The sequence below is a fragment of the Bradyrhizobium sp. ma5 genome (assembly GCF_042258955.1).
GTDB lineage: Bacteria > Pseudomonadota > Alphaproteobacteria > Rhizobiales > Xanthobacteraceae > Bradyrhizobium.
This window is the reverse complement of the sequence record NZ_CP170156.1, coordinates 316,539-341,504: the sequence shown is the minus strand read 5'-3', so window position 1 is coordinate 341,504 and position 24,966 is coordinate 316,539. Positions and strand designations below refer to the sequence as shown.

The 24,966-nt window shown below is 64.1% G+C and carries 22 protein-coding genes; 9 read left to right on the top strand and 13 right to left on the bottom strand.

Annotation, left to right across the window (positions count from 1 at the left end; genetic code table 11):
• Positions 1–98: 98 nt before the first annotated feature.
• Both ACE103_RS01615 and ACE103_RS01610 read left to right on the top strand, forming a co-directional pair.
• Entirely contained in the window at positions 99–1,814 is a 1,716-nt protein-coding gene (locus ACE103_RS01615) for an ABC transporter permease (RefSeq protein ID WP_375778079.1), read from the top strand.
• Between the two features lie 167 nt (positions 1,815–1,981).
• Positions 1,982–4,090 (top strand): S9 family peptidase, encoded by a 2,109-nt coding sequence (locus ACE103_RS01610; protein WP_375778078.1) that lies wholly within the window; start codon positions 1,982–1,984, stop codon positions 4,088–4,090.
• Positions 4,091–4,290: 200 nt separating this feature from the next.
• On the opposite strand, the gene ACE103_RS01605 is transcribed toward ACE103_RS01610, so the two are convergent.
• From ACE103_RS01605 to ACE103_RS01595, 3 genes are all read right to left on the bottom strand, one after another.
• Positions 4,291–5,010 (bottom strand): ribonuclease activity regulator RraA, encoded by a 720-nt coding sequence (locus ACE103_RS01605; protein ID WP_375778077.1) that lies wholly within the window; start codon positions 5,008–5,010, stop codon positions 4,291–4,293.
• Between the two features lie 132 nt (positions 5,011–5,142).
• On the bottom strand, positions 5,143–6,882 hold the full coding sequence (gene araD / locus ACE103_RS01600) for an L-arabinonate dehydratase (protein WP_375778076.1): 1,740 nt from the start codon (positions 6,880–6,882) through the stop codon (positions 5,143–5,145).
• Between the two features lie 253 nt (positions 6,883–7,135).
• A complete protein-coding gene (locus ACE103_RS01595; protein WP_092121810.1) occupies positions 7,136–7,768 on the bottom strand; it encodes a response regulator transcription factor in 633 nt (210 codons plus the stop codon).
• A gap of 154 nt (positions 7,769–7,922) precedes the next feature.
• Here ACE103_RS01595 and ACE103_RS01590 point away from each other — a divergent pair, with 154 nt between their 5' ends.
• Positions 7,923–8,231 (top strand): hypothetical protein, encoded by a 309-nt coding sequence (locus tag ACE103_RS01590; RefSeq protein WP_375778075.1) that lies wholly within the window; start codon positions 7,923–7,925, stop codon positions 8,229–8,231.
• Positions 8,232–8,403: 172 nt separating this feature from the next.
• On the opposite strand, the gene ACE103_RS01585 is transcribed toward ACE103_RS01590, so the two are convergent.
• From ACE103_RS01585 to ACE103_RS01560, 6 genes are all read right to left on the bottom strand, one after another.
• Entirely contained in the window at positions 8,404–8,721 is a 318-nt protein-coding gene (locus ACE103_RS01585) for a PilZ domain-containing protein (RefSeq protein WP_223974450.1), read from the bottom strand.
• Positions 8,722–8,724: 3 nt separating this feature from the next.
• Positions 8,725–9,582 carry a CheR family methyltransferase gene (locus ACE103_RS01580; protein WP_375778074.1) on the bottom strand — a complete coding sequence of 286 codons (858 nt, stop codon included), beginning with the start codon at positions 9,580–9,582 and terminating at the stop codon, positions 8,725–8,727.
• 35 nt (positions 9,583–9,617) lie between these two features.
• A complete protein-coding gene (locus ACE103_RS01575) occupies positions 9,618–10,007 on the bottom strand; it encodes a PleD family two-component system response regulator (protein ID WP_375778073.1) in 390 nt (129 codons plus the stop codon).
• 43 nt (positions 10,008–10,050) lie between these two features.
• Complete coding sequence (locus ACE103_RS01570; RefSeq protein ID WP_223974446.1) at positions 10,051–10,524, bottom strand: chemotaxis protein CheW; 474 nt, start codon at positions 10,522–10,524, stop codon at positions 10,051–10,053.
• Between the two features lie 22 nt (positions 10,525–10,546).
• Entirely contained in the window at positions 10,547–13,273 is a 2,727-nt protein-coding gene (locus tag ACE103_RS01565; RefSeq protein WP_375778072.1) for a chemotaxis protein CheW, read from the bottom strand.
• 398 nt (positions 13,274–13,671) lie between these two features.
• Positions 13,672–15,270, bottom strand: a complete 1,599-nt coding sequence (locus ACE103_RS01560) for a flagellin (protein ID WP_223977864.1) — start codon at positions 15,268–15,270, stop codon at positions 13,672–13,674.
• A gap of 555 nt (positions 15,271–15,825) precedes the next feature.
• On the opposite strand from ACE103_RS01560, the gene ACE103_RS01555 reads away from it, so the two are divergent.
• The 3 genes from ACE103_RS01555 (at position 15,826) to ACE103_RS01545 (ending at position 17,853) form a co-directional block, all read left to right on the top strand.
• On the top strand, positions 15,826–16,536 hold the full coding sequence (locus ACE103_RS01555; protein ID WP_375778071.1) for a Crp/Fnr family transcriptional regulator: 711 nt from the start codon (positions 15,826–15,828) through the stop codon (positions 16,534–16,536).
• 192 nt (positions 16,537–16,728) lie between these two features.
• Positions 16,729–17,448: a Crp/Fnr family transcriptional regulator gene (locus ACE103_RS01550; RefSeq protein WP_375778070.1), complete on the top strand. Its 720-nt coding sequence runs from the start codon at positions 16,729–16,731 to the stop codon at positions 17,446–17,448.
• 156 nt (positions 17,449–17,604) lie between these two features.
• The gene (locus tag ACE103_RS01545; RefSeq protein ID WP_375778069.1) at positions 17,605–17,853 is read left to right on the top strand and encodes a hypothetical protein; all 249 of its coding nucleotides are present in this window, start codon (positions 17,605–17,607) and stop codon (positions 17,851–17,853) included.
• Between the two features lie 99 nt (positions 17,854–17,952).
• Here the strand turns inward: ACE103_RS01545 and ACE103_RS01540 are convergent, their stop codons facing one another.
• On the bottom strand, positions 17,953–18,561 hold the full coding sequence (locus tag ACE103_RS01540; protein WP_375778068.1) for a helix-turn-helix transcriptional regulator: 609 nt from the start codon (positions 18,559–18,561) through the stop codon (positions 17,953–17,955).
• Between the two features lie 713 nt (positions 18,562–19,274).
• Between ACE103_RS01540 and ACE103_RS01535 the strand changes: the two genes are divergently transcribed.
• Positions 19,275–19,670 (top strand): hypothetical protein, encoded by a 396-nt coding sequence (locus ACE103_RS01535; protein WP_375778067.1) that lies wholly within the window; start codon positions 19,275–19,277, stop codon positions 19,668–19,670.
• 77 nt (positions 19,671–19,747) lie between these two features.
• Positions 19,748–20,422 carry a hypothetical protein gene (locus ACE103_RS01530; protein ID WP_375778066.1) on the top strand — a complete coding sequence of 225 codons (675 nt, stop codon included), beginning with the start codon at positions 19,748–19,750 and terminating at the stop codon, positions 20,420–20,422.
• A gap of 67 nt (positions 20,423–20,489) precedes the next feature.
• Here ACE103_RS01530 and ACE103_RS01525 read toward each other — a convergent pair whose 3' ends face one another.
• Together ACE103_RS01525 and ACE103_RS01520 are read right to left on the bottom strand one after the other, a co-directional pair.
• Positions 20,490–20,672: a hypothetical protein gene (locus tag ACE103_RS01525; RefSeq protein ID WP_375778065.1), complete on the bottom strand. Its 183-nt coding sequence runs from the start codon at positions 20,670–20,672 to the stop codon at positions 20,490–20,492.
• A gap of 96 nt (positions 20,673–20,768) precedes the next feature.
• On the bottom strand, positions 20,769–21,770 hold the full coding sequence (locus ACE103_RS01520; RefSeq protein ID WP_375778064.1) for a glycoside hydrolase family 3 N-terminal domain-containing protein: 1,002 nt from the start codon (positions 21,768–21,770) through the stop codon (positions 20,769–20,771).
• A 187-nt stretch (positions 21,771–21,957) separates the two neighbouring features.
• Here ACE103_RS01520 and ACE103_RS01515 point away from each other — a divergent pair, with 187 nt between their 5' ends.
• On the top strand, positions 21,958–24,003 hold the full coding sequence (locus ACE103_RS01515; RefSeq protein WP_375778063.1) for an acetoacetate--CoA ligase: 2,046 nt from the start codon (positions 21,958–21,960) through the stop codon (positions 24,001–24,003).
• Positions 24,004–24,019: 16 nt separating this feature from the next.
• Here ACE103_RS01515 and ACE103_RS01510 read toward each other — a convergent pair whose 3' ends face one another.
• Entirely contained in the window at positions 24,020–24,943 is a 924-nt protein-coding gene (locus ACE103_RS01510; RefSeq protein ID WP_375778062.1) for a LysR substrate-binding domain-containing protein, read from the bottom strand.
• Positions 24,944–24,966 lie beyond the last annotated feature (23 nt).

Here is a 24,966-nt window from a genome sequence, read left to right as displayed (position 1 = left end):
CCTCTTGGCGCAGACCCGGAATCCATACTCACGATGGTGGTTATGGATTCCGGGCTCGCGCTGCGCGCGCCCCGGAATGACGGGGAGAGAGTCTTCAAATGACAACCACCACCTCCCCCGTCGCCCGCCCCCGCATCGACTGGACGCGCCCGGTCCTGTGGCTGTTCGCCGCGGTTCTCATCCTCCTCATCCTGCTGCCGCTGTCGTGGCTCGCCGTCTACGCCTTCACCGACAAAAGCCGCCATCCGACGCTGCAAAACTTCATCACGCTGTTCAGCAATCCGGATTTCCTCGATCCGCTGCTGACGACCGCGATCATCGCAACGACCTCGGCGCTGATCTGCTGCATCGTCGCGGCGCCGCTCAGCTGGCTGGTGTCGCGCACCGACATGCCGGGCCGGCAGACCATCCGCGCGCTGGTGACGGCCTCGTTCGTGACGCCGCCGTTTCTCGGCGCGGTCGCCTGGGAACTACTCGCAGCACCGAATTCGGGGCTGCTCAATCAGCTCTACCGGCTGTTCGCAGGCGAAGATGCCGACGCGCTGTTCAACATCTATTCGATGACCGGGATCATCTTCGTGATCTCCTGCTACACCTTCCCGTTCGTGTTCGTGCTGGTGGCCAATGCGCTCGACACCATGCCGGGCGAGCTGGAAGACGCCTCCGCGATCCTCGGCGGCAATGCCTGGACCACGGCGCGGCGGGTGACGATCCCGCTTGCGCTGCCCGCGCTGGTCGCGGGCGCGCTGATCGCCTTCCTGCAGGCGATGACGCTGTTCGGCTCGCCGGCGATCCTGGCGCTGCCGGCCGGTTTCCACACCATGACCACCAAGATCTGGAGCCTGTTCCAGTATCCGCCGAAGCTCGAGCTCGCCGCCGCCGCCGCGGTGCCGCTGCTGGTGTTGACCATCCTGCTGCTGCAGGGGCAGAAGGCGCTGCTCGGTCGGCGCGGCTATTCGGTGATCGGCGGCAAATATGGCGCGCCGCGCCGGGTCGAGTTGCGCGGCTGGCGCTGGGCCGCGCTCGGCTTCTGCCTTTTGGTCCTGCTCAATCCCGTGTTCCTGCCCTACCTCGCGCTGCTCAACGCCGCGTTCTCGCCCAACGCCACCACGCTGGTGACGCCGTCGACACTGACCTTGCACAACATCGTCTTCGTGTTCACCGAGCTGTCGTCGACGCAACTTGCGCTGAAGAACACCGTGATCCTGGGCGCCGCGACCGCGACGATCGGCACCATCCTCGCGCTCGTCATCGCGTATGTGACGACGCGCAAGGTGATCGCGGGCCATCGCGTGCTCGGTTTCCTTGCCACCGCGCCGGTCGCCGTTCCCGGCATCGTGCTCGGTGTCGGCCTGTTCTTAAGCTACACGCGGCCGCCCTTCGTGCTGTACGGCACGCTGTGGATCTTGCTGCTGGCGTTCCTCACCATCAATCTGCCGTCGGCCTATCAGCAGTTGCAGGCGGCGTTCACGACCATCCATCCCGAGCTCGAGGAAGCGAGCCGCATCCTCGGCGCGACGCGGCTGCAGGCGCTGCGCCAGATCACCGCCCCCCTGCTGCGCACCGGCGTGATCGCGACCTGGTGCTTCATCTTCATCGGCGTGATGCGGGAACTGTCGGCCGCGATCGTGCTGTTCACCTCGCAGACCAAGGTGCTATCGGTCCTGATCTACGACCTCAACGAGGGCGGCGATCTCGCCGCGATCGCGGTGCTCGGCATCGCGATGCTGGTGATCACCTTCGCCGTGGTGCTGGCGGTGAACCAGATCCCGATGTCCGGCGGTAACGCCGGCGCGAAGCTGCGGAACGGATAAGCGCTGTTTTCTCCCCGTCATTGCGAGGAGCGAAGCGACGAAGCAATCCATCCTATCCCGTCGGCGAGAGATGGATTGCTTCGCTGCGCTCGCAATGACGACCCACCCATCTGGCAATCGCCACATTCATCCCGATATAAAGTGGAACCCCACACCATGAGGATCGCGTGACCAAATCCGCCACCACAACATCGCCCCCCGTCGCGCCGCGCCGGCCGCATTCCTTCACCACCCACGGCATCACGGTGAGCGACGACTATGCCTGGATCAAGGATCCGAAATGGCAGGAGGTGCTGCGCGATCCCTCGATCCTCGATCCTGACATCCGGAGCTATCTCGAAGCCGAGAACGGCTACACTGAGAGCCTGCTCGGCCACACCGACGGCTTGCAGAAGCGGCTGGTCAAGGAGATGCGCGGGCGGATCAAGGAGGATGATTCCAGCGTGCCGTCGCCGGACGGCCCATTCGCCTATTTCCGCAAGTTCCGCGAGGGCGGCCAGCATGAGCTGTACTGCCGCACGCCGCGCGACGGCGGCGACGCGCATGTCGTGCTCGATGGCGACGCGCTGGCGAAGGACCACGAATATTTCAAGTTCGGCGGCAGCCGGCATTCCAACGACCATCGCCTGCACGCCTGGAGCGCCGACACCAAGGGCTCCGAATATTTTTCGATCCGCGTGCGCGACTGGGCAACCGACGGCGATCTCGACGACCTCGTCGAGGAAACCGATGGCGGCGTGGTCTGGGCCGCGGATTCCAGGAGCTTCTTCTACGTCAAGCTCGACGACAACCATCGCCCGATGCAGGTGTGGCGGCACAGGCTCGGCACCAAACAAGCCGACGACACCCTGATCTATGAGGAGCAGGATTCCGGCTGGTTCACCCATCTGCACGAGAGCGCGAGCGGCCGCTTCTGCGTAATCGCCGGCGGCGACCATGAGACCTCCGAGCAGCGGCTGATCGATCTTTCCAATCCCGACGTACCGCCACGGCTGGTCGCAGCGCGCGAGGAAGGCGTGCAATATTCGATCGCCGACCGCGGCGACGAACTCTTCATCCTGACCAATGCCGACGACGCCATCGACTTCAAGGTCGTCACCGCACCGCTCGCCTCGCCCGAGCGCGCCAACTGGCGCGACCTGATCCCGTATCGCGAGGGCGTCTATGTGCTCGACGTCGAGCTTTATGCCGGCCACATGGTGCGGCTGGAGCGCGCCAACGCGCTGCCGGCAATCATCATCCGCGACCTCAAGAGCGGCGAGGAGCACGCGATCGCGTTCGACGAGGCGGCCTATTCGCTCGATACCATGGGCGGCTACGAGTTCGACACCACCAATTTACGGTTTGCCTATTCGTCGATGACGACGCCGTCGGAGGTCTATGACTACGATATGGCGACGCGGACGCGGGTATTGCGCAAGCGGCAGGAGATTCCGTCCGGCCATAACCCCGCCGACTACGTCACCACGCGCATCATGGCGACCTCGCACGACGGCGCGCAGGTGCCGGTCTCGATCCTGCACCGCAAGGACTTTGTCCGTGACGGCAACGCGCCGCTCTTGCTCTATGGCTACGGCTCCTACGGCATGGCGATGCCGGCGTCGTTTGCCGCCAACCGGCTGTCGCTGGTCGACCGCGGCTTCGTCTATGCGATCGCGCATATCCGCGGCGGCGCCGACAAGGGCTGGGGCTGGTATCTCGATGGCAAGCGCGAGAAGAAGACCAACACGTTCGACGATTTCGCCGCCGCCGGAAGCGCTTTGATCGAGGCGAAATACACGGGTGCAAAACGCATCGTCGGCCATGGCGGCTCGGCCGGCGGCATGCTGATGGGCGCGGTCGCCAACCGCGCCGGCGAACTTTTCGCCGGCATCGTCGCCGAGGTGCCGTTCGTCGACGTGCTCAACACCATGCTCGACGACACGCTGCCACTGACGCCGCCGGAATGGCCGGAATGGGGCAACCCGATCGAGAGCGAAAAGGACTTTCGCACCATCCTGTCCTATTCGCCCTACGACAATGTCGCGGCCAAGGACTATCCTGCTATCCTCGCGATGGGCGGCTTGACCGATCCTCGCGTCACCTATTGGGAGCCGGCGAAATGGATCGCGCGGCTGCGTGCCACCATGCGTGGCGGCGGCCCGGTGCTGCTGCGCACCAACATGGGCGCCGGCCACGGCGGCGCCTCCGGCCGCTTCAACCGCCTCGACGAGGTCGCGATCGTCTACGCGTTTGCGCTGTGGGCGGTCGGGATGGCGGACAAGGCGGAAGTGTAGCGAGGTCCCGTAACCCGGATACCTATCGTCGTCCTGGCGAAAACCAGGACCCATACGGCGTGATCTATCGAGCAAGGAAGTCGCAGTACCACGGCACTGCTAATCTTCGCCAAACCCCTCCCTGTGGTTATGGGTCCCGGCCTTCGCCGGGACGACGGCTGAATGCGTGGCGGTCACTCATCCAGACGACGGCGGTGGAGCTACCGCCCCTTCGCCTTCCGCCAGGCTGCAAAATCCTTCAGCGTCTGCTCGTCGGTCGCGGGATAGAGGCCGAAGATGCCGCGGCCGTTCTGGACCTGCTCGGTTACGAAATCCTCGAACGCGGTCATCTCGAAGGTCTCGTTCGCGATCTCGTCGGCGAGATGCGCCGGGATCACGATGACGCCGTCGCTGTCGCCGAGGATCACGTCGCCGGGAAACACCGGCGCGTCGCCGCAGCCAATCGGGACATTGATCTCGATCGCCTGATGCAGCGTGAGATTGGTCGGCGCGCTCGGGCGATGATGAAACGCCGGAAAGCCGAGCCGCGCGATCTCGGCGGAATCGCGGAAACCGCCATCGGTGACGACGCCGGCGCAGCCGCGCTTCATCAGCCGCGTCACCAGGATTGCGCCGGCCGAGGCCGCGCGCGCATCCTTGCGGCTGTCCATGACCAGCACGCTGCCGGGCGGGCAGTCCTCGATCGCCTTGCGCTGCGGATGGGCGCGGTCGCGGAACACCTCGATCGTGTTGAGGTCCTCGCGCGCCGGCATGTAGCGCAGCGTGAAAGCCTCGCCGACCATGTTCGGCTGCTCCGGGCTCAACGGGTGAACATCCTGGATCATCTGGATCCGCAAGCCGCGCTTGAACAGCGCGGTTGCGACCGTCGCGGTGGAGACGGATTTCAGCTTGTTGCGGGTGGTGTCGCTCAGTTTGGACATGACTTGCTTGCTCTCTGTTCTTTCGTCATTCCGGGATGACCCGCAGGGCCAGGCCCGGAATCCATCGGGCCGCATAGATCGAGGCGAAATGGATTCCGGGCTCGCGCTTCGCGCGCCCCGGAATGACGGAGGTTAGTAAATCGAAGGTTCGCCCACCGGTTTACCAAAACCGGTCTCGAGGAAATCGAAGTCGCAACCCTCATTGGCCTGCTTGATGTGCTTCGAGAACATCCAGCCATAGCCGCGCTCGAAGCGCTTTTCCGGCTGCTTCCATTCGGCACGGCGTTTGGCGAGTTCCGCCTCGGACACATCGAGATTGATGGTGCGCGCGGCGACGTCGAGCGTGATGCGGTCGCCGTTCCTCACCAGCGCCAACGGGCCTCCGATGAAGGACTCCGGCGAGACGTGCAGGATGCAGGCGCCGTAGCTGGTGCCGCTCATCCGCGCGTCCGACAGCCGCACCATGTCCCGCACGCCCTGCTTCACGAGCTTGGTCGGGATCGGCAGCATGCCCCATTCCGGCATGCCGGGGCCACCCTGCGGGCCGGCATTGCGCAGGATCAGGACGTGATCGGCCGTGACATCGAGATCGGGGTCGTCGACCGCCTTCTTCATCGAGGGATAGTCGTCGAACACCAGCGCCGGTCCGGTGTGCTTGAGGAAGCGCGGATCGCAGGCGCTCGGCTTGATCACACAGCCGTCGGGCGCGAGATTGCCCTTCAGCACCGCCAGCGCGCCCTCCTTGTAGATCGGGTTGTCGACGGTGCGGATGACGTCGTCATTATGGACTTCCGCGCCTTCGATGTTCTCGCCGAGCGTCTTGCCTGACACGGTCATGCAGTCGAGATGCAGATGCTGCTTGATCCGGTTCATCAGGCCGGGCAACCCGCCGGCATAGAAGAAATCTTCCATCAGATAGAGGTCGCCGCTCGGCCGCACATTGGCGATGACAGGCACCTTGCGGCTCGCGATCTCGAAATCGTCGAGCGAAATGTCCTGGCCGGCGCGGCGCGCCTGCGCAATGAGATGAATAATGGCGTTGGTCGAACAGCCCATCGCCATCGCGACCGTGATCGCGTTCTCGAACGCTTTTCGCGTCTGGATCTTCTGCGGCGTCAGATCCTCCCACACCATCTCGACGATGCGGCGGCCGGCTTCCGAACTCATCCGGATATGGTTGGCATCGGCCGCGGGGATCGACGAGGCACCGGGCAGCGTCATGCCGATGGCTTCGGCAATCGCGGTCATGGTGGAGGCCGTGCCCATGGTCATGCAGGTGCCATAGCTGCGGGCGATGCCGGCCTCCATGTCGACCCAGTCCTTGTCGGAGATCTTGCCGGCGCGGCGCTCGTCCCAGTATTTCCAGGCGTCCGAGCCGGAGCCGAGCGTCTTGCCTTTCCAGTTGCCGCGTAGCATCGGCCCAGCCGGCAGATATATCGCCGGCAGATTCATGCTGGTGGCCCCGAGCAGCAGCCCGGGCGTGGTCTTGTCGCAGCCGCCCATCAGCACCACGCCGTCGACCGGATGGCCGCGCAACAGCTCCTCGGCATCCATCGCCAGCATGTTGCGGTAGAGCATCGTGGTCGGCTTCAGCAGCGATTCCGACAGCGACAGCGCCGGCAGCTCCAGCGGAAAGCCGCCGGCCATCAGCACGCCGCGCTTCACGTCATCGACCCGGCTCTTGAAGTGCATGTGGCAGGGCTGCGCGTCCGACCAGGTGTTGATGATCGCGATCACCGGCCGGTCGCGCCACTCCTCCGGCGCGTAGCCCATCTGCATCGCGCGCGATCTGTGGCCGAAGGCGCGCAAATCGTCGGGCGCAAACCAGCGCGCGCTGCGCAATTGATCCGGGGTCTTGTTCTTCTTGGTCATCTTGGATGCGCCATATGCTTCGATACTGCGTGTTTCGATATTGCTCGCACGCGCGAGGTCTCAGCGCGCACGCCCTGCGCCACGCATATACAGGATTTCCGGACGTGTCGTCCCGCGCGCGGCGCAGACGTGCCGTTCACCGCCCGCACCTGTTTCGCAAATCGGTACTGGCCCGCACCACAAGCTGAGCGTGCGGTGCACAAACCGCGCAATGTGGAAATCCGCGCGCCAACCGGCCTTGGCCGGCCTTGGCTTACTTCTGCTGCGCCGTCATCACGATGCGGACGAGGTCGGCGGCATTGCGCGCGCCGAGCTTCTTCATGATGTTGGCGCGGTGATCCTCGATCGTACGCGGGCTGATCCCGAGATGACGCCCGGCCTCCTTGTTGGAGGCGCCCGCGGTGAACTGCTCAAGCACCTCGCGCTCGCGACGAGTGAGCGGCTCGCGCCCCGGAAAATGCAGCGCGGCGATGCGGGATGCCGAGGTCTCGGCCTGGCGCCTGGTGTAGGCGTCGATCGCCTCATTCAGGCGGCTGACGATCTCGTTGCCGCGGAACGGCTTCTCGATGAAGTCGAGCGCGCCGTTCTTGATGGCGCTGACCGCCATCGTGATGTCGCCCTGGCCGGAGATCATGAAAATCGGTGCCGGATAATCCTCGCCGTGCAGCTCCTTCAGGATATCGAGGCCGGATTTGCCGGGGATATGCACGTCGAGCAGGATGCAGGCCGGCGTCCGGCTGCGCGCCACCGCGAGCAGCGCGGCGCCGTCCGCAAAGCAGATCACCTTGTAGCCAGCGGTCGACAGGACCACGGAAAGCGTCTCGCGAACGGCGGGGTCGTCGTCGACTACAAAGATTTCCCCGCGAGGAGCGCCATTCTCAACCATATGCATCCGTCCATCAGTGGTGAAGCGTGCTGCCAAGACTGCACAAGACGTAACTCGACCATCTCGATCAATGGACCCGTATTTGTACGGGACGTCCGCTTAACGCACAAGTAGCACCGCGGTCCCTAAAAGTGGGGGCAGTGGAGAAACATGCATGGAAAATGCAGCGGCGGACGGCGTTGCGGTGTGCCTGGACGAGGGCAGCGATCCCTACAGCCTGATCGTGACCGACCTGGTCGCGCTGATCGGCCATGTCCAGGCGAGCCTGCGGCTGATCGAGGCGGCGATCGCGCGCGAGGCATTTCTGGCCGAGCAGGACGACGCTGCCAACATCTTCGTGCTTGACGACGTCACCCCGCGCTACGCAGTGGCCTCCACGGCCCTGAAGGCCTGCGACACCGGCCTCGGCATGGCACTCGATCGGCTGCGCGATCCAGAGGCACCGGCGCGTTTCCTGAACTGACCAGCCGGACCGGCCAGCGCCAAGTTCGGCGCCATCATACAGATTGTGCCGACGATGCCCAATTCTCGGGGCGACGATCCGTTCCAGGTTCGGATTGGCGGCAGGCATCGCGCGCCCAGCCGGGTCAGGCCTTCTTCACGTCAGACCTACTTGATATCAGGTCTTGTTGATATCACGCTCTGGCCCGCTCTTCGTCGGAGCCCGACCGCCGCTTGCTCGGCTTGCCCTTGAGGAAGCTGATGTCCATTTCGGTGCCGTTGACGCGGACCAGTTCGCAGCGGCGATAGGCGAGCCCGGTCGACGACAGCAAGAGGAAGAACTCCTTCAGGTTGAGCCCCTGAATGGAACCCTCGACGGTCAGCGCCGCGCCATTGTCGGAGATGGCATTGAGCTGGCAGTCGCGCCGCCAGGTGCCGTCGATGGCCATGATGCAGACATCGACGCCCCGGCTGAACGTGACACGCTCAATTGATTTGCCGTCCTCCGTCATCGCTCAATATCCAACCGCCATGGCAGTCCGCGGTATCGCAAGCGCCGGCCGCACTCCGCTCGGCCGGTACAGGCCACGCCGCTCGGGAATCGGCTTGAACGTGTCGGTCAGGCCGACCACGGTTTCGGCGGCGCCGAGCACCAGGAAGCCGTCGGCCTCCATCAACCGGGCGAGCCGGTTGAAGATGTTGATCTTGGTGTCCTGATCGAAATAGATCAGCACGTTGCGGCAGAAGATCACATCGAACGTGCCGAGCTGGGAGAAATCGTGCAGCAGATTGAGCTGACGGTGCTGCACCATCGCGCGCAACTCGGGATTGATCTGCCAGAGTTCGCCCGACTGCTTGAAATACTTCACCAGCATCTGGATCGGCAGCCCGCGCTGCACCTCGAACTGGCTGTAGATGCCGGCTTTCGACTTCTCCAGCACCTCCTGCGACAGGTCGGTCGCGGTGATCTCGACCCGCCATCCGGCAAGCGCCGCGCCCATCTCCTTGAGGCACATCGCCAGCGAATAGGGCTCCTGGCCGGTCGAGCCGGCGGCGCACCAGATCCGGACGCTGCGGCGCGCGGCACGCGCTTTCAGAACCTCGGGCATGATGGTGTCGCGAAAATGATCGAACGGCACCTTGTCGCGGAAGAAGAACGTCTCGTTGGTGGTCATCGCCTCGACCACCTGGACGGTGTGCGTGGACGAGCCGGCCTTGATCTTGGCGATCAGGTCGGGGATACCGGACAGACCGCATTTGCGGGCCAGCGGCAGCAGGCGGCTCTCGATCAGATATTGCTTGTCCGCAGACAGATCGAGACCGGAATGGTCCTTCAGGAGCTTACGCAGATACTCGTAGTCGGGGGGCGTCACGGGAGCCTCGCAAAGACAAAGGTTGAAACTGGGTATTAGGCTTCGGCCGGCGCATCGAGCGCCAGCAGACCCACTTCCTGGAATTTCGCGATCACGATGTCCTTGTCGAACGGCTTCATGATGTACTCGTTGGCGCCGGCATGCAGCGCCCGCGAGATGTGGTCGATGCCGTTCTCGGTGGTGCAGAACACAACTTTCGGCACATCGCCGCCGGGCATGCGGCGGAGCTGCACGAGGAATTCGAAGCCGTCCATGACCGGCATGTTCCAGTCGAGCAGTACCGCGTCCGGCAACGCCAGCTTGCAGGCTTCGAGCGCGACCGCGCCGTCCTCGGCTTCGATGACGGTGAATTCCATTCCTTCGAGGATGCGGCGTGCGATTTTTCGCACCACACCGGAATCGTCGACGACAAGACATGTCTTCATATGTTGGCCTCCTTGTAGAGTCCGCCGTCTCCGCGGCGGAGCGTTACGCTGCAGCAAGTGTCTTCGGCACCAATTCGAGCACGCGATCGACATCGAGGACGACCATGAGCTGTCCGTCGAGGCGGTGAACGCCGCCGGCGAGCCGGGCCATGCGGGGATCGAGGTTGACCGGGTTGTCCTGGCGGCTGTCGTCGGACAGCCGAAGCACCTCGCCGATCTGGTCGATCAGGAGGCCATAGGATTCGCCGCGCTGGTCGACGCCGACCGCCATCGGCGGCTTGCCGTCGTCGGCCTTCGGCAGGCCGAGCCGGGCGCGCATGTCGACCACCGTCACGATGCGGCCGCGCAGATTGAGCACGCCGGCGATTTCGCTGGAGGCCAGCGGCACCCGCGTCAGCCGCTCCGGCATGAACACGTCCTGCACCCGCGAGATCGGCAGGCCGAACAGCTGTCCGCCGATCACCGCGGTGACGTATTCGGCCATCGCACCTTCACTGGTCTCGGTCTTGCTGGTCATCAATTCGTTTCCTTGGATCCGGTCACGCGGCGCGGCGCAGTTCGGCGGTCTGCTCTTTCAGCGCCGCGATCAGCCCGGGACGATCAAACTTGGCAACATAGTCGTGGAAGCCGGCCTGCCGGCCGCGCTCGATCGCCGCCGGCGACACCATCGCCGACAGCGCGATGATCGGCAGCCCGACGAGGTTGTGGTCACTGCGGATGTTCTCGGCGAACTCAAAACCGTTCATCTCGGGCATCTCGATGTCGGTCAGCACGACGTCGAAGGCCTGCCCCGAGCGCAGCGCGGCGAGCCCTTCCTGCGCATTCGGCGCGGTCCGCACCTTGTAGCCGGCGGCCTTCAAGACCGGCGCCAGCATGTTGCGGAAGAACGCGCTGTCGTCGACCAGCAGCACCGACTGCGCCGAGGCCGACGGGCGCATCTCCTTGCGCGAGAACCAGTCGGCAAACGCCATCGGCAGGAAGTGGCCGACGTCGATCACCTCGGTGGCCTGGCCCTTGATCACGGCCGAACCCAGAATGCCGTCCTGGCTGCCCGCGACCTCGATGTTGAGCCGCTCCTCGACGATGTCGATGATCTCGTCGACCACGAGCCCCATCGAGCGGCCGTCGTCGGCGAACACCAGGATCGGCTGCGCCCCTTGGGTCTGCACCTCGACGCCTATCATCTGCACCAGCGGCATCAGCTGCTCGCGGTACTGCACCATGTAGCGGCCGTTGGAGAGCTCGATCTTGTCGGTTGCGATCTCCTCGAGCCGCGTGACGAGGCCGAGCGGCACCGCCTTGGGCTGCGAGGAACCGGCGCGGAACACCAGCAGCGAGGTCAGCTGCTCGCCGCTCGAGGCATGCGCCGCGGCATTGTCGTCGGCCATGTCATGGGCCGAGGAGCCGGAAGCGCCGAGCGCTTTTGCGATGCCGTTGGGGTCGATGATCATGATGACGGCGCCATCGCCCAGGATGGTGTTGCCGGAGAACATGTCGATGTGCCGCAGCTTGGTCGACATCGGCTTGACCACGATCTCCTCGGTGTGGAACACGCCGTCGACCACGATGCCAAAAGTCTGGCTGCCGACCTGCGTCACCACGATGAAGCTGTTCTCGGCATCCGACGTCGCGCCGTCGTCGATCTTGAGCAGCTTCTTGAGATGGATCAGCGGCAGCAGCTTGTTGCGCAGCCGCAGCACCGCGGTGTCCTTGATCCGCTCGATGCGGTGCTCGGAGTTGGCGCGGGCCCGCACCAACTCGACCACCGAGAGCTGCGGGATGGCGAAGCGGTCGCCGCCGGCTTCCACGATCAAGGCGGAGACGATCGCCAGGGTCAGCGGGATCTTGATGGTGACGGAGGCGCCCTCGCCGGCCACGCTCTTGATGTCGATGGTGCCGCCGATCTGGTCGATATTGGTGCGCACCACGTCCATGCCGACGCCGCGGCCGGACACCGAGGTCACTTGCGCTGCGGTCGAGAAGCCCGGCGCGAAGATGAACTTGTGGATCTGGGCCTCGGTCATCTTCTCCAGCTCGGCCTCGGTGACGAGACCGTTCTGGAGCGCCTTGGCCTTGATCCGCTCGGTGTTGAGCCCGCGGCCATTGTCGGCGATGCAGATGATGATGTGGCCGCCTTCGTGATAGGCGGAGAGGCGGATGGTGCCCTGCTCGGGCTTGCCGCTGGCGACCCGCTCGGCGGTGGTCTCCAGGCCATGATCGGCGGAGTTGCGCACCATGTGCGTCAACGGATCCTTGATCAGGTCGAGCACCTGGCGGTCGAGCTCGGTGTCGGCGCCGTGCATCTCCAGCTCGATCTGCTTGCCGAGTTCGCCGGAGAGGTCGCGGACGATGCGCGGCAGCTTCTGCCAGGCATTGCCGATCGGCTGCATGCGCGTCTTCATGACGCCTTCCTGCAGCTCGGCGGTGACGTTGGAGAGCCGCTGCAGCGGCACCTTGAACTCGGTGTCCTCGTTGCGCCTGGATATCTCGAGCAGCTGGTTGCGGGTCAGCACCAGCTCGGAGACCATGGTCATGAGGTGTTCGAGGGTATCGACATTGACCCGGATCGACTGGTTGGCGATCTTGTCGCCTTCCTGGACAACATCCTCGGCGGCGGCCTTGCGGGCCGGCTTCTTTGCAGCCTCCGTCGGCTCGGCTGCGGGGGCAGCGGCCGCGGGCTTCGCGACCGGCGCAGGTGCCGGTGCAGCCAGTTCGGTCTCGGTCTCGCGGAAGGCGCGCTCGAGCTCGTCGAGCGAGACCTCGCCCGGACGCAGCGGACGCTCCAGCGTCTGCACCACCAGCGTGCCTTCGGTCATTGCCGCCTGCACGGATGGCGATTCAACGACAGGCATATCTTCAGCAGCAGTCTCGCCGGCAGCCATCGCGGCCATGCCGCGCTCGACCATCGCCTCGAGCTGATCGATCAGATCGCGGTCGTTACCCTCGGGCTCGGCCTCGGTCGCCTCGAGCCCACCGAGGATCTCCTTGATGCGGTCGATCGAGGACAGGATCAGCGTCACGGCTTCCGCTTTCACCGGCATGCCGTCGCGGAATTTGCCCATCAGGGTCTCGCCGGCATGCGCCAGCGCTTCCAGCCGCGGCAGCCCGAGGAAGCCGCAGGTGCCCTTGATGGTGTGCACAAGGCGGAAAATGTTGTCCAGGATCTTCGCGTTGTTCGGATCCTGCTCGAACTGCACCAGCTGGTTGTCGACCGTATCCAGGCTCTCGCTGCTCTCCGTCAGGAACTCGCGCAACAGATCGTCCATGAATCGGTCCCCTCAAGGTGCTACGGAACGCTCGCCTCGCATCGATAACTTGGCCGGCTTCACGGCGACGTTAATTTCGTCGTCCGTGCAAATACGGACGATGAAGCCTTTCAAGGACGACGCATCACGACATCACGGCCCGTTTCACAGCAACAGGCCCATACCACCCGGACGGGAAAGAGCCCGTTCCACCTGTCGTCGCAATTTGAACGAAATGAGATCGAGGGGCCGTCAAATTCGGCGAAACGCTGGCAGCCATGACATCCGCCTGCATCAGGACGCGATCGCCCGTGGGTTGAACATGACTTGAAACCGACGGGATGGTTAAGCGAACCCAAAAGCAAAGGCGGCGGAGTTTCCTCCGCCGCCTCGATAGTCGTTGTCTGTCGCGACTACGCTTAGCGGAGCAGCTGCAGAACGCTCTGCTGCGACTGGTTGGCCAGAGCCAGTGCGGACACCGCAATCGACTGGCGGGTCGACAGCGCCTGGCTGTTGGCCGCTTCCTCGTTGGTGTCGGCCAGCGTCAGGTTGGACGAGCCGGTCTGCAGCACGTTGATCAGGTTCTTCGAGAAGTCCTGGCGGATCTGCACGATCGACAGGTTCGAACCGAGGGTCGAAGCCTGGGTGCGCAGCAGGCCGCTCGCGCTGTTGAGCGTCTTCAGCGTGGCGTTGGCCGAAGCGTTGTCGATGAAGTCCGTGCCGGCGGTCAGCTTGGTGAGGTTGAGGCCGGAGGCATCGAAGGTAACGCCCTGGATCTTCAGCGTCGAGGAGCCCGTCTCGTTGAAGGTTAGCTTGAGCTGATCGCCGTTGAGCAGGTTGATGCCGTTGTACGACGCATCCTGGGCGGTGGTGGTGATCTGATCCAGGATGTTGTTGTACTGATTGACCAGGTTGGCGCGATTCGACAGGCCGTTCGGATCCTGCACCGGGGCGCTACCCGCGAGGCCGTTGAACAACTTGCCGGAAGCAGCTGCCGTGCCACCGATCGTGCCGATGGTCGAAGACGCAGCATCGTTCGTGGTGCTGATGGTGAGCGCACCGCTTGCGCTGAGCGACGCCTGCAGGTTGTTGGCCGACAGAGCGTTGTTCAGGTCGTTGAGGGACTTCACCTGGCCCGCGCCGCTACCGAACGTAATGTTGGTAGCCTTGCCGTTGCCGGTCGCGCCGATCGTCAGCGTCAAGCCATCCAGCGGCGAAGGCGTTGCCACGGTGCGTGCCTTGGTTCCGGCGGTAAGGCCGAAAGCGGCGAGGCCCGAGCCGGAGATGTTGAGGTCCTGGTTGACGCCCGTGCTGATCTGGAGCGCACCAGCCGTAATGGTGGAAGCGGTGGTCGTGCCGGTGATGCCGTCGATCGCCGTGAGCAGGTCGCCGACGGTCAGGTTGCTGCCAGCGCCCGTGCCGAGGGTGACGTTGCCGGACGAATCGGTCGTCGAAGTGGTCTGCGAGGTCGAGAACGTGATCGACTTGCCGTTGACGTTGATCGTGCCGGTCGGAGTAGCCGCCAGGGTATCGGAGTTGGTCGCAGTGACGAGCTTGGTTGCGGTGGTGATTGCCGCGGGCGTCGTGAGATTGTTATTGACGGCCGTACCAGCGAGGATGGCATTGCTGTAGGTGGCGGTGCCACGGATATCGTCGGTGGTGGCGCCAGTAACCACGGCGGTCGTCACCTGCGACTTCTGGGAATAACCGACCGCGGCCTGCAGGGCCTGGTTGGCGACCGACTTGGCGCTGTCGACGAGCTTCTGCAGCGAGGTGATGCCGGTGTTGGCGGCCTGCAGCACCTGCACGCCGTTGCCGATGCCATCCAGCAGATTGTTGATGTCGCTGGCGCGGTTGTCGAGCGACTGCGCCGTGAAGAAGTTGGTCGGATTGTCGAGAGCGGTGTTGACCTTCTTGCCGGTGGACAAGCGGTTCTGCGTAGTGGCGAGCAGGTCGGCCGTCGACTGCAGCGAAAGCAGGTTCTGACGGACCGATGACGAAAGGACGATGCCGGACATACTGGTACCCTTCTGGATGAACACGAATGACGCGACGCCGTAAATTTCGCACGGCGACCGATGCCACACTGGTCCGTCCGCGCTACCCGTTCGTTAAAGGGCCGCTCCGTACAAATACCCAGGATAGCTTTGCCGGTAATTCTTGGGCCGCGGCGCAGAGGCCCGGCTGAGCGGCGCGTGTTCGCCGCCGGATCAATCTCGTGACAGCGAATTAGTCCTCGCATTTGCGGGACTTGGCGCATGCTCGCGCTGCCCATCGCGGGCTTCAATATCCGCGATGGCAATTGCGACGGCGCACGCTTGAGCAGGCATTAGAGTTAATGGAAATCAATAAATGCGAGGCAATGTCCCAACCGTATCGTCCGGGATGTGCGGCATCCGAATCGCCTCGAACGCCGCGCAAGTCGATGCGATTGCCGACCGTCTGCCCCCTAGAGGGTATAAGGTTCGCACCACAACCCTTGTGCTATTGGACAGGCAAGCTATGTTCGCTCTCCACACGCCAAGAGTAGGTGATGCGAGACCATAGTGCTCCCGCCCTCGGCAGGAGTTCCAATGTCCGCGGTATCGCGTCCGCCCAATCGCCTGTTGCAAGCACTTCCCTCCACGGAATACGCGCAACTTCATCCCCTTCTGGAATCCGTCGATCTGACCAAGGAAACGGTGCTCGCCAATGCCGGCGCGCCGGTGCAGCGGGTCTATTTCCCGCACGGCGGCGTGGTCTCGATGATGGTCAATCTGTCTGACGGGCAGTCAGTCGAGATTGCAACCATTGGTCGTGACGGCATCGTCGGCGCATCCGCCGCCCTGCATGAGCGGCCGCTGCTCGCCGACGCGATTGTGGTGGTGCCGGGCACGGCATCGATGGTGCGGGCGGAAGATTTCCGCGAGGCCGCCAATCGCAGCGCGCCGTTCCGGACCCTCGTTGCTCTCTATGAGCAGGCGCTGATGGCGCAGACCCAGCAATCCGTCGCCTGCAATGTGTCGCATCCGGTGGAGGCGCGACTGTCGCGCTGGCTGCTGCGCGCGCGCGACCTCTGCGGCAGCGAAGCCTTGCCGCTGACTCAGGAGATGCTGGCGCAGATGATCGGCGTGCGGCGCAATGCGGTTTCGATCGTCGCGCATGGGTTTCAGCAGGCCGGTATCCTGCGCTACAGCCGCGGCCATATCGAAATCACCGATATCGACGGCCTGCGGAAGGCGGCGTGTGAATGTTATGCGACCGTCAAGGCCCACGCCGAACAATTGATCGGGCCGGAAGATTGATCGAGGCAGCGCGCGCTCAACTGATTTGCCGGGCGACACAAACCCGATCCTGTGGCGATAGCTGTTCCTAATGGAACCAAGATATGTTTCCATTGGAACCAAGACGTGCCAGAATAAGTTGTAGAACGACCCAACTGCACGCATTAGCCCTGATGACCAGAGACAAGCTTTGCCGGGAGGCAGGAGGTTGCTTTGGAGACGGTTCCGCGACCGCCCAACGGATTTCTGGCTTCGCTCTCGGAGAGCGATTTTGGGCTGATCCGGCCCTATTTGCGGACGATCGACCTCGCCGCCGATTCAGTCCTGATCGAGACCGACGAGATGCTCAAGCGGACATACATGCCGCACAAGGGGGTGATCTCGTTGGTGGTCAGGCTGGCAAGAGGCGTGTGCGTGCAGACCGCGATGGTCGGCCGCGGCAGCATCTATGGTGCGTTCGCGGGGCTTGGTGAAGCCCCCACGCTGAACAGCGCCGTCGTGCTGGTGCCGGGCGTCGCTTCGACGATCGAGGTCGAAGCCTTGCGGGCGGCCGCCGGCGAGAGTCCGTCTCTGCGAGCGATGCTGATTCGGCACGGTCTCGCCGTCTATGCCCAGATCCAGCAGACCGCCGGCTGCAATGCCGCGCACACCGTGGAGTCGCGGCTGGCGCGATGCCTGCTGCACACGCGCGACCTTTCCGGCAGCAACAAGATCGCCCTGACGCAGGAGGCAATGGCCCAGATGATCGGCGCGCGCCGCAACAGCGTGTCGCTAGTCGCGCATACCCTGCAACAGGCCAATTTCATCCACTACAGCCGCGGCCATATCGAGATCACCAATGCGGACGGACTGATCAGGACCGCGTGCGAGTGCTACGCCACGGTCAAGGCGCAATATGCGAGGCTGCTGAGTTGCCAGGAAGCCGGCGGCTAGAGCTTGCCATTCTTGACACGTTTTCTTCCCGCGAACCGGTGTCCACTTCGCTCGAAAACGCTCTAAGAGGCGCGCAAGCCGTACTTCTACGGCGTACGATTTTCACCGTCGGATAACGCTGCATCCGCAAAGTTGCGTCGACGCACGGGGGAGCCGATGTTCACGTACGAGACGACCGACCGGAAGGAAGCCCGGCGCTTCCGCATGGCCCAGTTCAACGGCCGGCCCGCCACCGTCAGGTCCGCCGGCGCGACAGTGACGGGACGTGTGCGCGCGATCGTCGAGAGCAAGTCCGGCGCGATGGCGGCATGGGTGGTCACGATCGTTCCGGACGAGCCGAAGACAGCCGCCTCCGCCGCGCGGCCCGCACCGCGCCTGTGCTTCGCCGCGGAAGACAATTTCTAGAGCATTTTCGGTTCTGATTGAATCAGAACCGAAGCTCCAGACTCTTGTTTTGACGCGTTTTCTTCACGCGAACCGGTGCCCGCTTCGCCCGAAAACGCTCTAAGCAGAATGCAACAAGGCCTTGCGGACCAGATCTGCGGTGTTGCGCGCGCCGAGTTTGCGCATGGCCTCGGCGCGATGGCTCTCGAACGTGCGCGGGCTGATGTTCATCCGCAACGCGCCCTGCTTGTTGGAATAGCCATCGCTGATCAGGCTGAGCACCTCACGCTCGCGCTTGGTCAACGGCTTGCGGCCCGCCTCCGGCGTGAACATGACGTCGGGCGATCGGGCACCTGCCGGCTTGTCGTCGAGCGGCGGCCTGAGATCGGTGGCCGGAAGCGCATTCGGATAGAGATCGGAGATCTGCTTCAGCATCGCAGAAACCCGCTCGGTCTGCTCGAGCGCGTTCTCGATCACCTGCCGCAGATAGACGCCGTTGCCGGGCGCATGCGCGAACTGCTGACTGTGCTGTTTGAGCTCGTTCATATAGAGGAGCAGCGCCGTCACCGGCCCGTTGAACTGCCGGACGATCGCCGCACCGGCGTCCGCGGTCGCCTGCGCTCGCGGCGCAGCGGCTCCCTGAAGCTCGGGCGGCTGTGCCTCCAGCGTCGCGGTTCCGCCCATCCATGTCGGAAGGCGGGCCTCGGCTCGGTTGTCATGTTGCGTCATAAGTATGGTTTACCGAAGGTGAACTTGTGGCCGCGTTAACACGGGACTCCGTAAAACTACGGGTGACGCAACTGTGACCTCGGACCCCGACCTGCCAAGCAGGCGCAGATTACCGCTGATTTGGCAACGAATCTCCCTTGTTTGATCGGAAGGACGGTATTCTTACGGGACACCGAGGCGCCTCATTCCGATGATCGCGCAGGTGGGGCTTTACCTTCCCAGGGCGCTCCCGGGCGCATCCGCACCCACATCCGCCCGCTGGGCTCAGGTTGAAATGGGCACGATTCGCGCCGCCCCTCGGACATCAAGGTCGCCGGAGCCGAAAGAACTTCTCCAGGAAGCGTCCCGAAAGGACGAACCTGAGCCACCAATACGCCATTCGCCGGGTCGTCATCGACCAGCCCTCCGGGCATCGGGATCGCACCGGCTTACCGCATGCCGGGCTACGCGCGTATGAGACGGATCACATCGGCCTATCGGCCTAGAGCGTTTTCGAGCGAAGTGGACGCCGGTTCGCGTGAAGAAAACGCGGCAAAACGACAAACTGGAGCTTCGGTTCTGATTCTATCAGAACCGAAAATGCTCCAGGCCCCGCGGGTCAGGCGAATGTCAATTTACAGCCCCGGCATGCGCCGCGATGATCGCCGCCTCTCGATCAACAACAAAAGGGCGCGACAATGAAGCGAGGGCGGAACGGGCGGAAAGAATCCTGGATGGCGATTGCGGCGCTGGCCGCAGCACTGCTGTCCGGCACCGGCGCGCGGGCCCAGACCACGCCGACCGGCAATGCAGCGCCGACGTCAGACAACGCGATCATGGTCACCATCTTCTTCAAGCATGATCAGTCGCGCCCGCTCAGCGAATTGAATGCGCAACTCGAGCGGCAGGGCTTCTACAAGGCGTTTCCGCCCGACGGTGTCGAGGTCGTGAGCTGGTATGTGATGATGGGGGTCGGCCAGGTGGTGACCCTGCGGCTGCCGGCCTCGCGATTGCGCGAGGTCAATCGCGTCATCGAGAACAGTGCCTGGGGCGCCTATCACACCGAGTTTTATCCGACCTACGACTACAAGGCGGTCGGGATCGGCAATCACGAGAAGGCGAAGCCGTAACCAATCAGGTCCAAGTGCGCTTGCGGGACTTTTCACGCTTCGGTAGAGAAGCCCATCGCGGCGACGGAAGTCCAGTCATGACAACAACCGAGCACGGCCTAAGCGCACCCCGCAGGTGCCGACTGCGCGGCCGACTGAGCTTTGCGCTTGCCTTGCTGGCATCGATTGCCATCCATCCGGGCAGAGTACATGCCGCTGCTGACGACACGGAGCAATCCGCCGCCTGGGCCGTGCTGTTCGAGGAGGATACGAGCGATCCGTACGGCCGGAAGCTTCTGGGTTCGGTCGTCTGGCACACCGATACGATCAAATCGGCTGGTGCGCCCGATGAAACGATCGTGCTCGCCGACGTCGATATCCCGAAGCGCTTCAAGATGACGCTGACCCTCAAACGCATCACGGACAAGGCTCTTCCGGCCAGCCATCTGATTGAGCTGACATTCGTGCCGGTCCCTGGATTCATCGGGCAGCGCATCAATAACGTCGCGGGTATTCTCACGAAATCGACCGAGCAGGGACGCGGTACTGCGCTCGCCGGCATTTCCGCCAGGGTCACCGACAACATGTTCATGATCGGCCTATCGAATGGCCAGGCGGACCGGCAGCGCAACCTCCAGGCGCTCAAGGAGCGACCTTGGTTCGATATCGCGATCGTTGACGGCAATCAGCATCGCTCGATCCTCGCGGTAGAAAAAGGATCAGCGGGAGATTCCGCTTTCGCCACGGCATTAGCCGCCTGGGGGCAGAACTAGACCGCGCTTCGGACCTGCCGGTTCTGGCTCAGTCAGAACCGGCTCATCATTCCACCTGATCCACTGCCTAGGCGTGGGCCCGCGAGCGCTGGCTCAACCGCTTGGCCAGTTTCCGCAAATCCTCGCGGCGCCCGCTGCACAGCAGGCGGCTGAATTCGTCGGGATCGATGCCGGCAGGCGGAAATTCTGCTGAGTTGCGTGGGACGCGGCGTAGCCAGGTCAATCGGAAGAGACGCTTGAGCATCTTCATGGTTCGTTGCCCCGATGAGCGTCTGTGTTAAATCGCGGTAATGAAGTTTGGTTCCGCTTCCTGTGGTCGCCCGGCACAAAATTTGGTTCAATGCGATCAGGCGAGCAGTGCCTTGCGCTTTTGCACCCGCGCAATGGATCGGCTCGCCTTGGCCTGATCCAGCGATCCGTCCTGCACTGCACCCGCGACCGCGGTGGCGATGCCGGCCATCGCCTGCTCCTCATCGAACAGATTGTTGCCGATGCAGATCATATCCATGCCGGCGTCGATCGCCTGCAAGCTGGCCGCGCTGGTGCCGAGCGCCTTTTGCAGCCCTTGCATCTGCATGTCGTCGGTGATCAGCAGCGTCTCGGGCAGCCGGCGGCGAAGCCGGCCGATCCCCGCCGCCGACAGGGTCATCGGATGCTGCGCGTCCCACTGGCGGACAATGGCGTGACTGACCAGCACCGCATCGCCGAAGATATCCGGGGCCAACGCGTAGAACAGATCTTCCTGCTCCGGCCGCAGCGCATCGGAAATGTCCATGAACTCCAGGTGTGAATCGACATGCGCCCCGCCGATGCCCGGAAAATGCTTCAGGCAAAGACCGACGCCTGCCTGCCGCGCCGCAGCGTCGACCAGGCGGGCGTTGGCCTCGACCTCGCCGATCTCGGACGAATAGGACCGCTTGATCTTGCCGATGTTGGGATTATCGGGATTGTAGTCGACGTCGATGACGGGTGCGAAATTGTAGCGGATGCCAAGCCGCCGCAGCTCGCCATAGCTCGCCGCCAGGATCGCCTGCTTGTCCGCATGTGCGAGCAGATTGAAATCCTTCGCGCTCGGCAGCGGCTGGAAACCGAGGCCGTCCTTGAGCCGGCGCACCAGACCGCCCTCCTGATCAATGAAGACCAGCGGCTGCGACGGCAGCGCCGCGATCTCGGCGCAGAGCGACCGCACCTGCGCGGGCGAGGCGACGTTGTTGTCGTATTGCCGGGTCTGGCACGAGTAATCGAACAGGATCACCCCGCCGAGCCCGAACCGCGCAGCAAATTCCCTCAGCCAGGACGGGATGACCTTGCCGTGGAAGCCGAGGATGAAAAGTTCGCCGACGGACATGGCCGCTCGCTATCGGATAGGTATGGAATCAGCCCCGCACCCAACGCAATAGCACGCTGCGGCGGCGGTAAGAATATGACGCAAGCCGCGACCGCGACTGCGTTCCCCGTGCTCGCATCACTATGTTAAGACACGAAGGCTTGCCTCGATCGCGCATGCCACAACACAAGAGATTTCGGAAACGCCCATGACCGCACCTTACGTCCCGCAAATGGCCCTGTACCGCGACTGGCTGAAGGAGACGCGCGGCCTTGCGTTTGCGGATTTCGAGGCGATGCGGCGCTGGTCGGTCACCGATATCGACGCCTTCTGGCAGAGCGTCTGGGACTATTTCGACCTGCGCTCGCCGACGCCGCATGCGGCGGTGCTGGCCGAGCGCAAGATGCCGGGCGCGGTGTGGTTTCCCGGCGCTTCGGTGAATTATGCGCGTCAGGTCTTTCGCCATGTCGCGCCGGCGCATGCCGCCGGCCTGCCGGCCCTGATCTCCAGCGGCGAGGATGGCAAGCTGTCGGAGACGAGCTGGCCGGAGCTGCAGCGTAAATCGGCGGCGCTGGCGCTGCACCTAAAGGCCAAGGGCGTCCGCGCCGGCGATCGCGTTGCGGCCTATCTGCCGAACATCCCCGAGACGATCATCGCGTTTCTGGCGACCGCGAGCCTGGGTGCGATCTGGAGCGTCTGCGCGCCCGACATGGCGGCGCCTGCGGTGATCGACCGCTTCAAGCAGATCGAGCCGAAGGTGCTGATCGCCTGCGACGCCGTGACCTATGCGGGCCGGCGTCATGACCGGCAAGGTGTGATCGAGGAATTGCGGCGCGCACTGCCGACGGTCGAGCATGTCATCCTGCACAGCGACGCCGCACCGTCAGAGACCCGATTGTCGTCCATCCTTGCGGGCCAGAGCGCGGAGATCGACGCCTTCGAGCCGGAATGGCTGCCGTTCGATCATCCGCTCTGGATCGTCTATTCCTCGGGCACCACGGGATTGCCGAAGCCGATCCTGCACAGCCATGGCGGCGTGATCGTCGTGGCGCTGCCGCTCTCGACCCTGCACAACGACATCGGCTGCAGCTATCAGCCGAACTCGTTCGGGGAACGCTTCCACTGGTACTCGTCGACCGGCTGGATCATGTGGAATTGCCAGGCCAACGGCCTGCTCAACGGCACGACCTGCTGCATCTTCGACGGCAGTCCCGGCGGCACCAAGGACAAGCCGGACTGGACCACGCTATGGCGCTTCGTCGCCGACGCCAAGGCGACCTTCTTCGGCGCCGGTGCGGCGTTCTTCGCCAATTGCACCAAGGCGGAGATCGATCTCGCTGGTGTCGGCGACCTCTCGGGCCTGCGCACGCTCGGATCGACCGGCTCGCCGCTCAGCGCCGACACGCAGGCCTGGTTCAACGAACGCTTCGCCGCGCTTTCGAAGCGCAACGGCAACGCCGCGCAGGCCGACATCTGGTGGGCCAACATCTCCGGCGGCACCGACTTCGCGGGCGCCTTCATTGGCGGCAACCGCGAGCTGCCGCAGACGCCGGGCATCATGCAGTGCCGGCTGCTCGGCTGTGCGGTGGAAGCCTTCGACGAGCAGGGTCGCGCCGTGATCGACGAGGTCGGCGAGCTCGTCTGCACCGAGCCGCTGCCCTCGATGCCGCTGCGCTTCTGGAACGATCCCAGCAACGCACGATACATGGCGAGCTATTTCGAGACCTATCCCGACAATTTCGACGGAAGTGGCTGCGGCCCGGTGTGGCGGCATGGCGACTGGCTCAAGATCAACCCCGACGGCTCCTGCGTGATCTACGGCCGCAGCGACGCCACCATCAACCGCCATGGCTTGCGGATGGGCACCAGCGAGCTCTATTCGGCGATCGAGGCGCTGCCGGAGGTGCTGGATTCGATGGTCGTCGATCTCGAATACCTCGGCCGTGACAGCTACATGCCGCTGTTCGTGGTGCTGCGCGAGGGCGTTGTCCTCGATGCCGCGATGAAGGCGAAGATCAACAAGGCGGTCGAGGCCGGGCTGTCGCGCCGCTTCCTGCCCAACGACATCTTCGTGGTGGCGGAAATTCCGCGCACGCTGTCCGGCAAGAAGCAGGAGCTGCCGGTCAAGAAGCTGCTGCTCGGCCACCCCGTCGAGAAGGTCATCAACCGCGACGCGATGGCCAATCCCGGCTGCCTCGACTGGTATCTCGATTTTGCCAGGAGCTATCTGAGCAGGCAGGCCGGCGCGGCATAAGCGATCGCGCCGTCTGTCAGCGCGGCCTGCTGCGCCAGGGCGGCGGCGCAAGGGCGGCGCGCAGATGCTCGACAAAAGCCTGCGTGCGCCTGGCCCGCCCGCCGCGGCCCGGATTGAGCAGCGCGACGATGTCGGCCGGCGGCAGGCGATAGTTCGGCAGCACACGCACCAGCCGGCCACCGGCGAGCTCCTCGGCGACATCCCACTCCGACCGGACGATCAGGCCGTGGTCCGCCAGCGCCCAGGCCTTCACCACCTCGCCGTCATTGCTCGACAGCATCGGCTCGATCCTGACGACGTCAGGCTCCGCCGCCGCGCGCCTGCGCGAGAAGCGCCAGAGCGTCACGTCCTCTTCGTTCTCGCGCAACGCGATGCATTGATGCCCGCGCAGGTCCTGCGGGCTTGCCGGCATTCCCTTGCGCTTCAGATAGGCCGGCGCGGCGCAGAGAAAGCGATCATTGGGTGCAAGGCGCAGCAAGCGAAGCGTGGAATCCTTCAGCGCGCCGATATGGATCATGACATCCCATGCGCTCGCAGCGGCACGCGCCGGCCGATCGGACAGTTCGAGCTCGACCGATACCTCGGGATGCTGTGTTCGGAATCCGGCAACGACTGGGGCAATGTAACGGCGTCCGAAGCCGAGCGGCGCAAGAATCTTCAGATGGCCGGCGATGGTCCCGCGCCGCGCCTGCAGCGCTTCCGTCAACTCCGTCGCGTCGTCGAGCAGCGTGCCGCCGCGCAGCACCAGCAGCTCGCCCTCATCGGTCAATGTCAGCCGCCGGGCCGAGCGGCTGACTAGTTGAACGCCCAGGCGCTGCTCGAGGCTCTGCAGCCGCTGCGAGACGGCTGAAGGCGTCACGTCGAGCGCGCGGGCCGCGGCCGCGAGCGACCGGGCCGCAGCGATAGCCAGGAAGAAGCGGATGTCGTCGGTCGAGAGCATTAAGTCCAGACTTAATCCAAGAA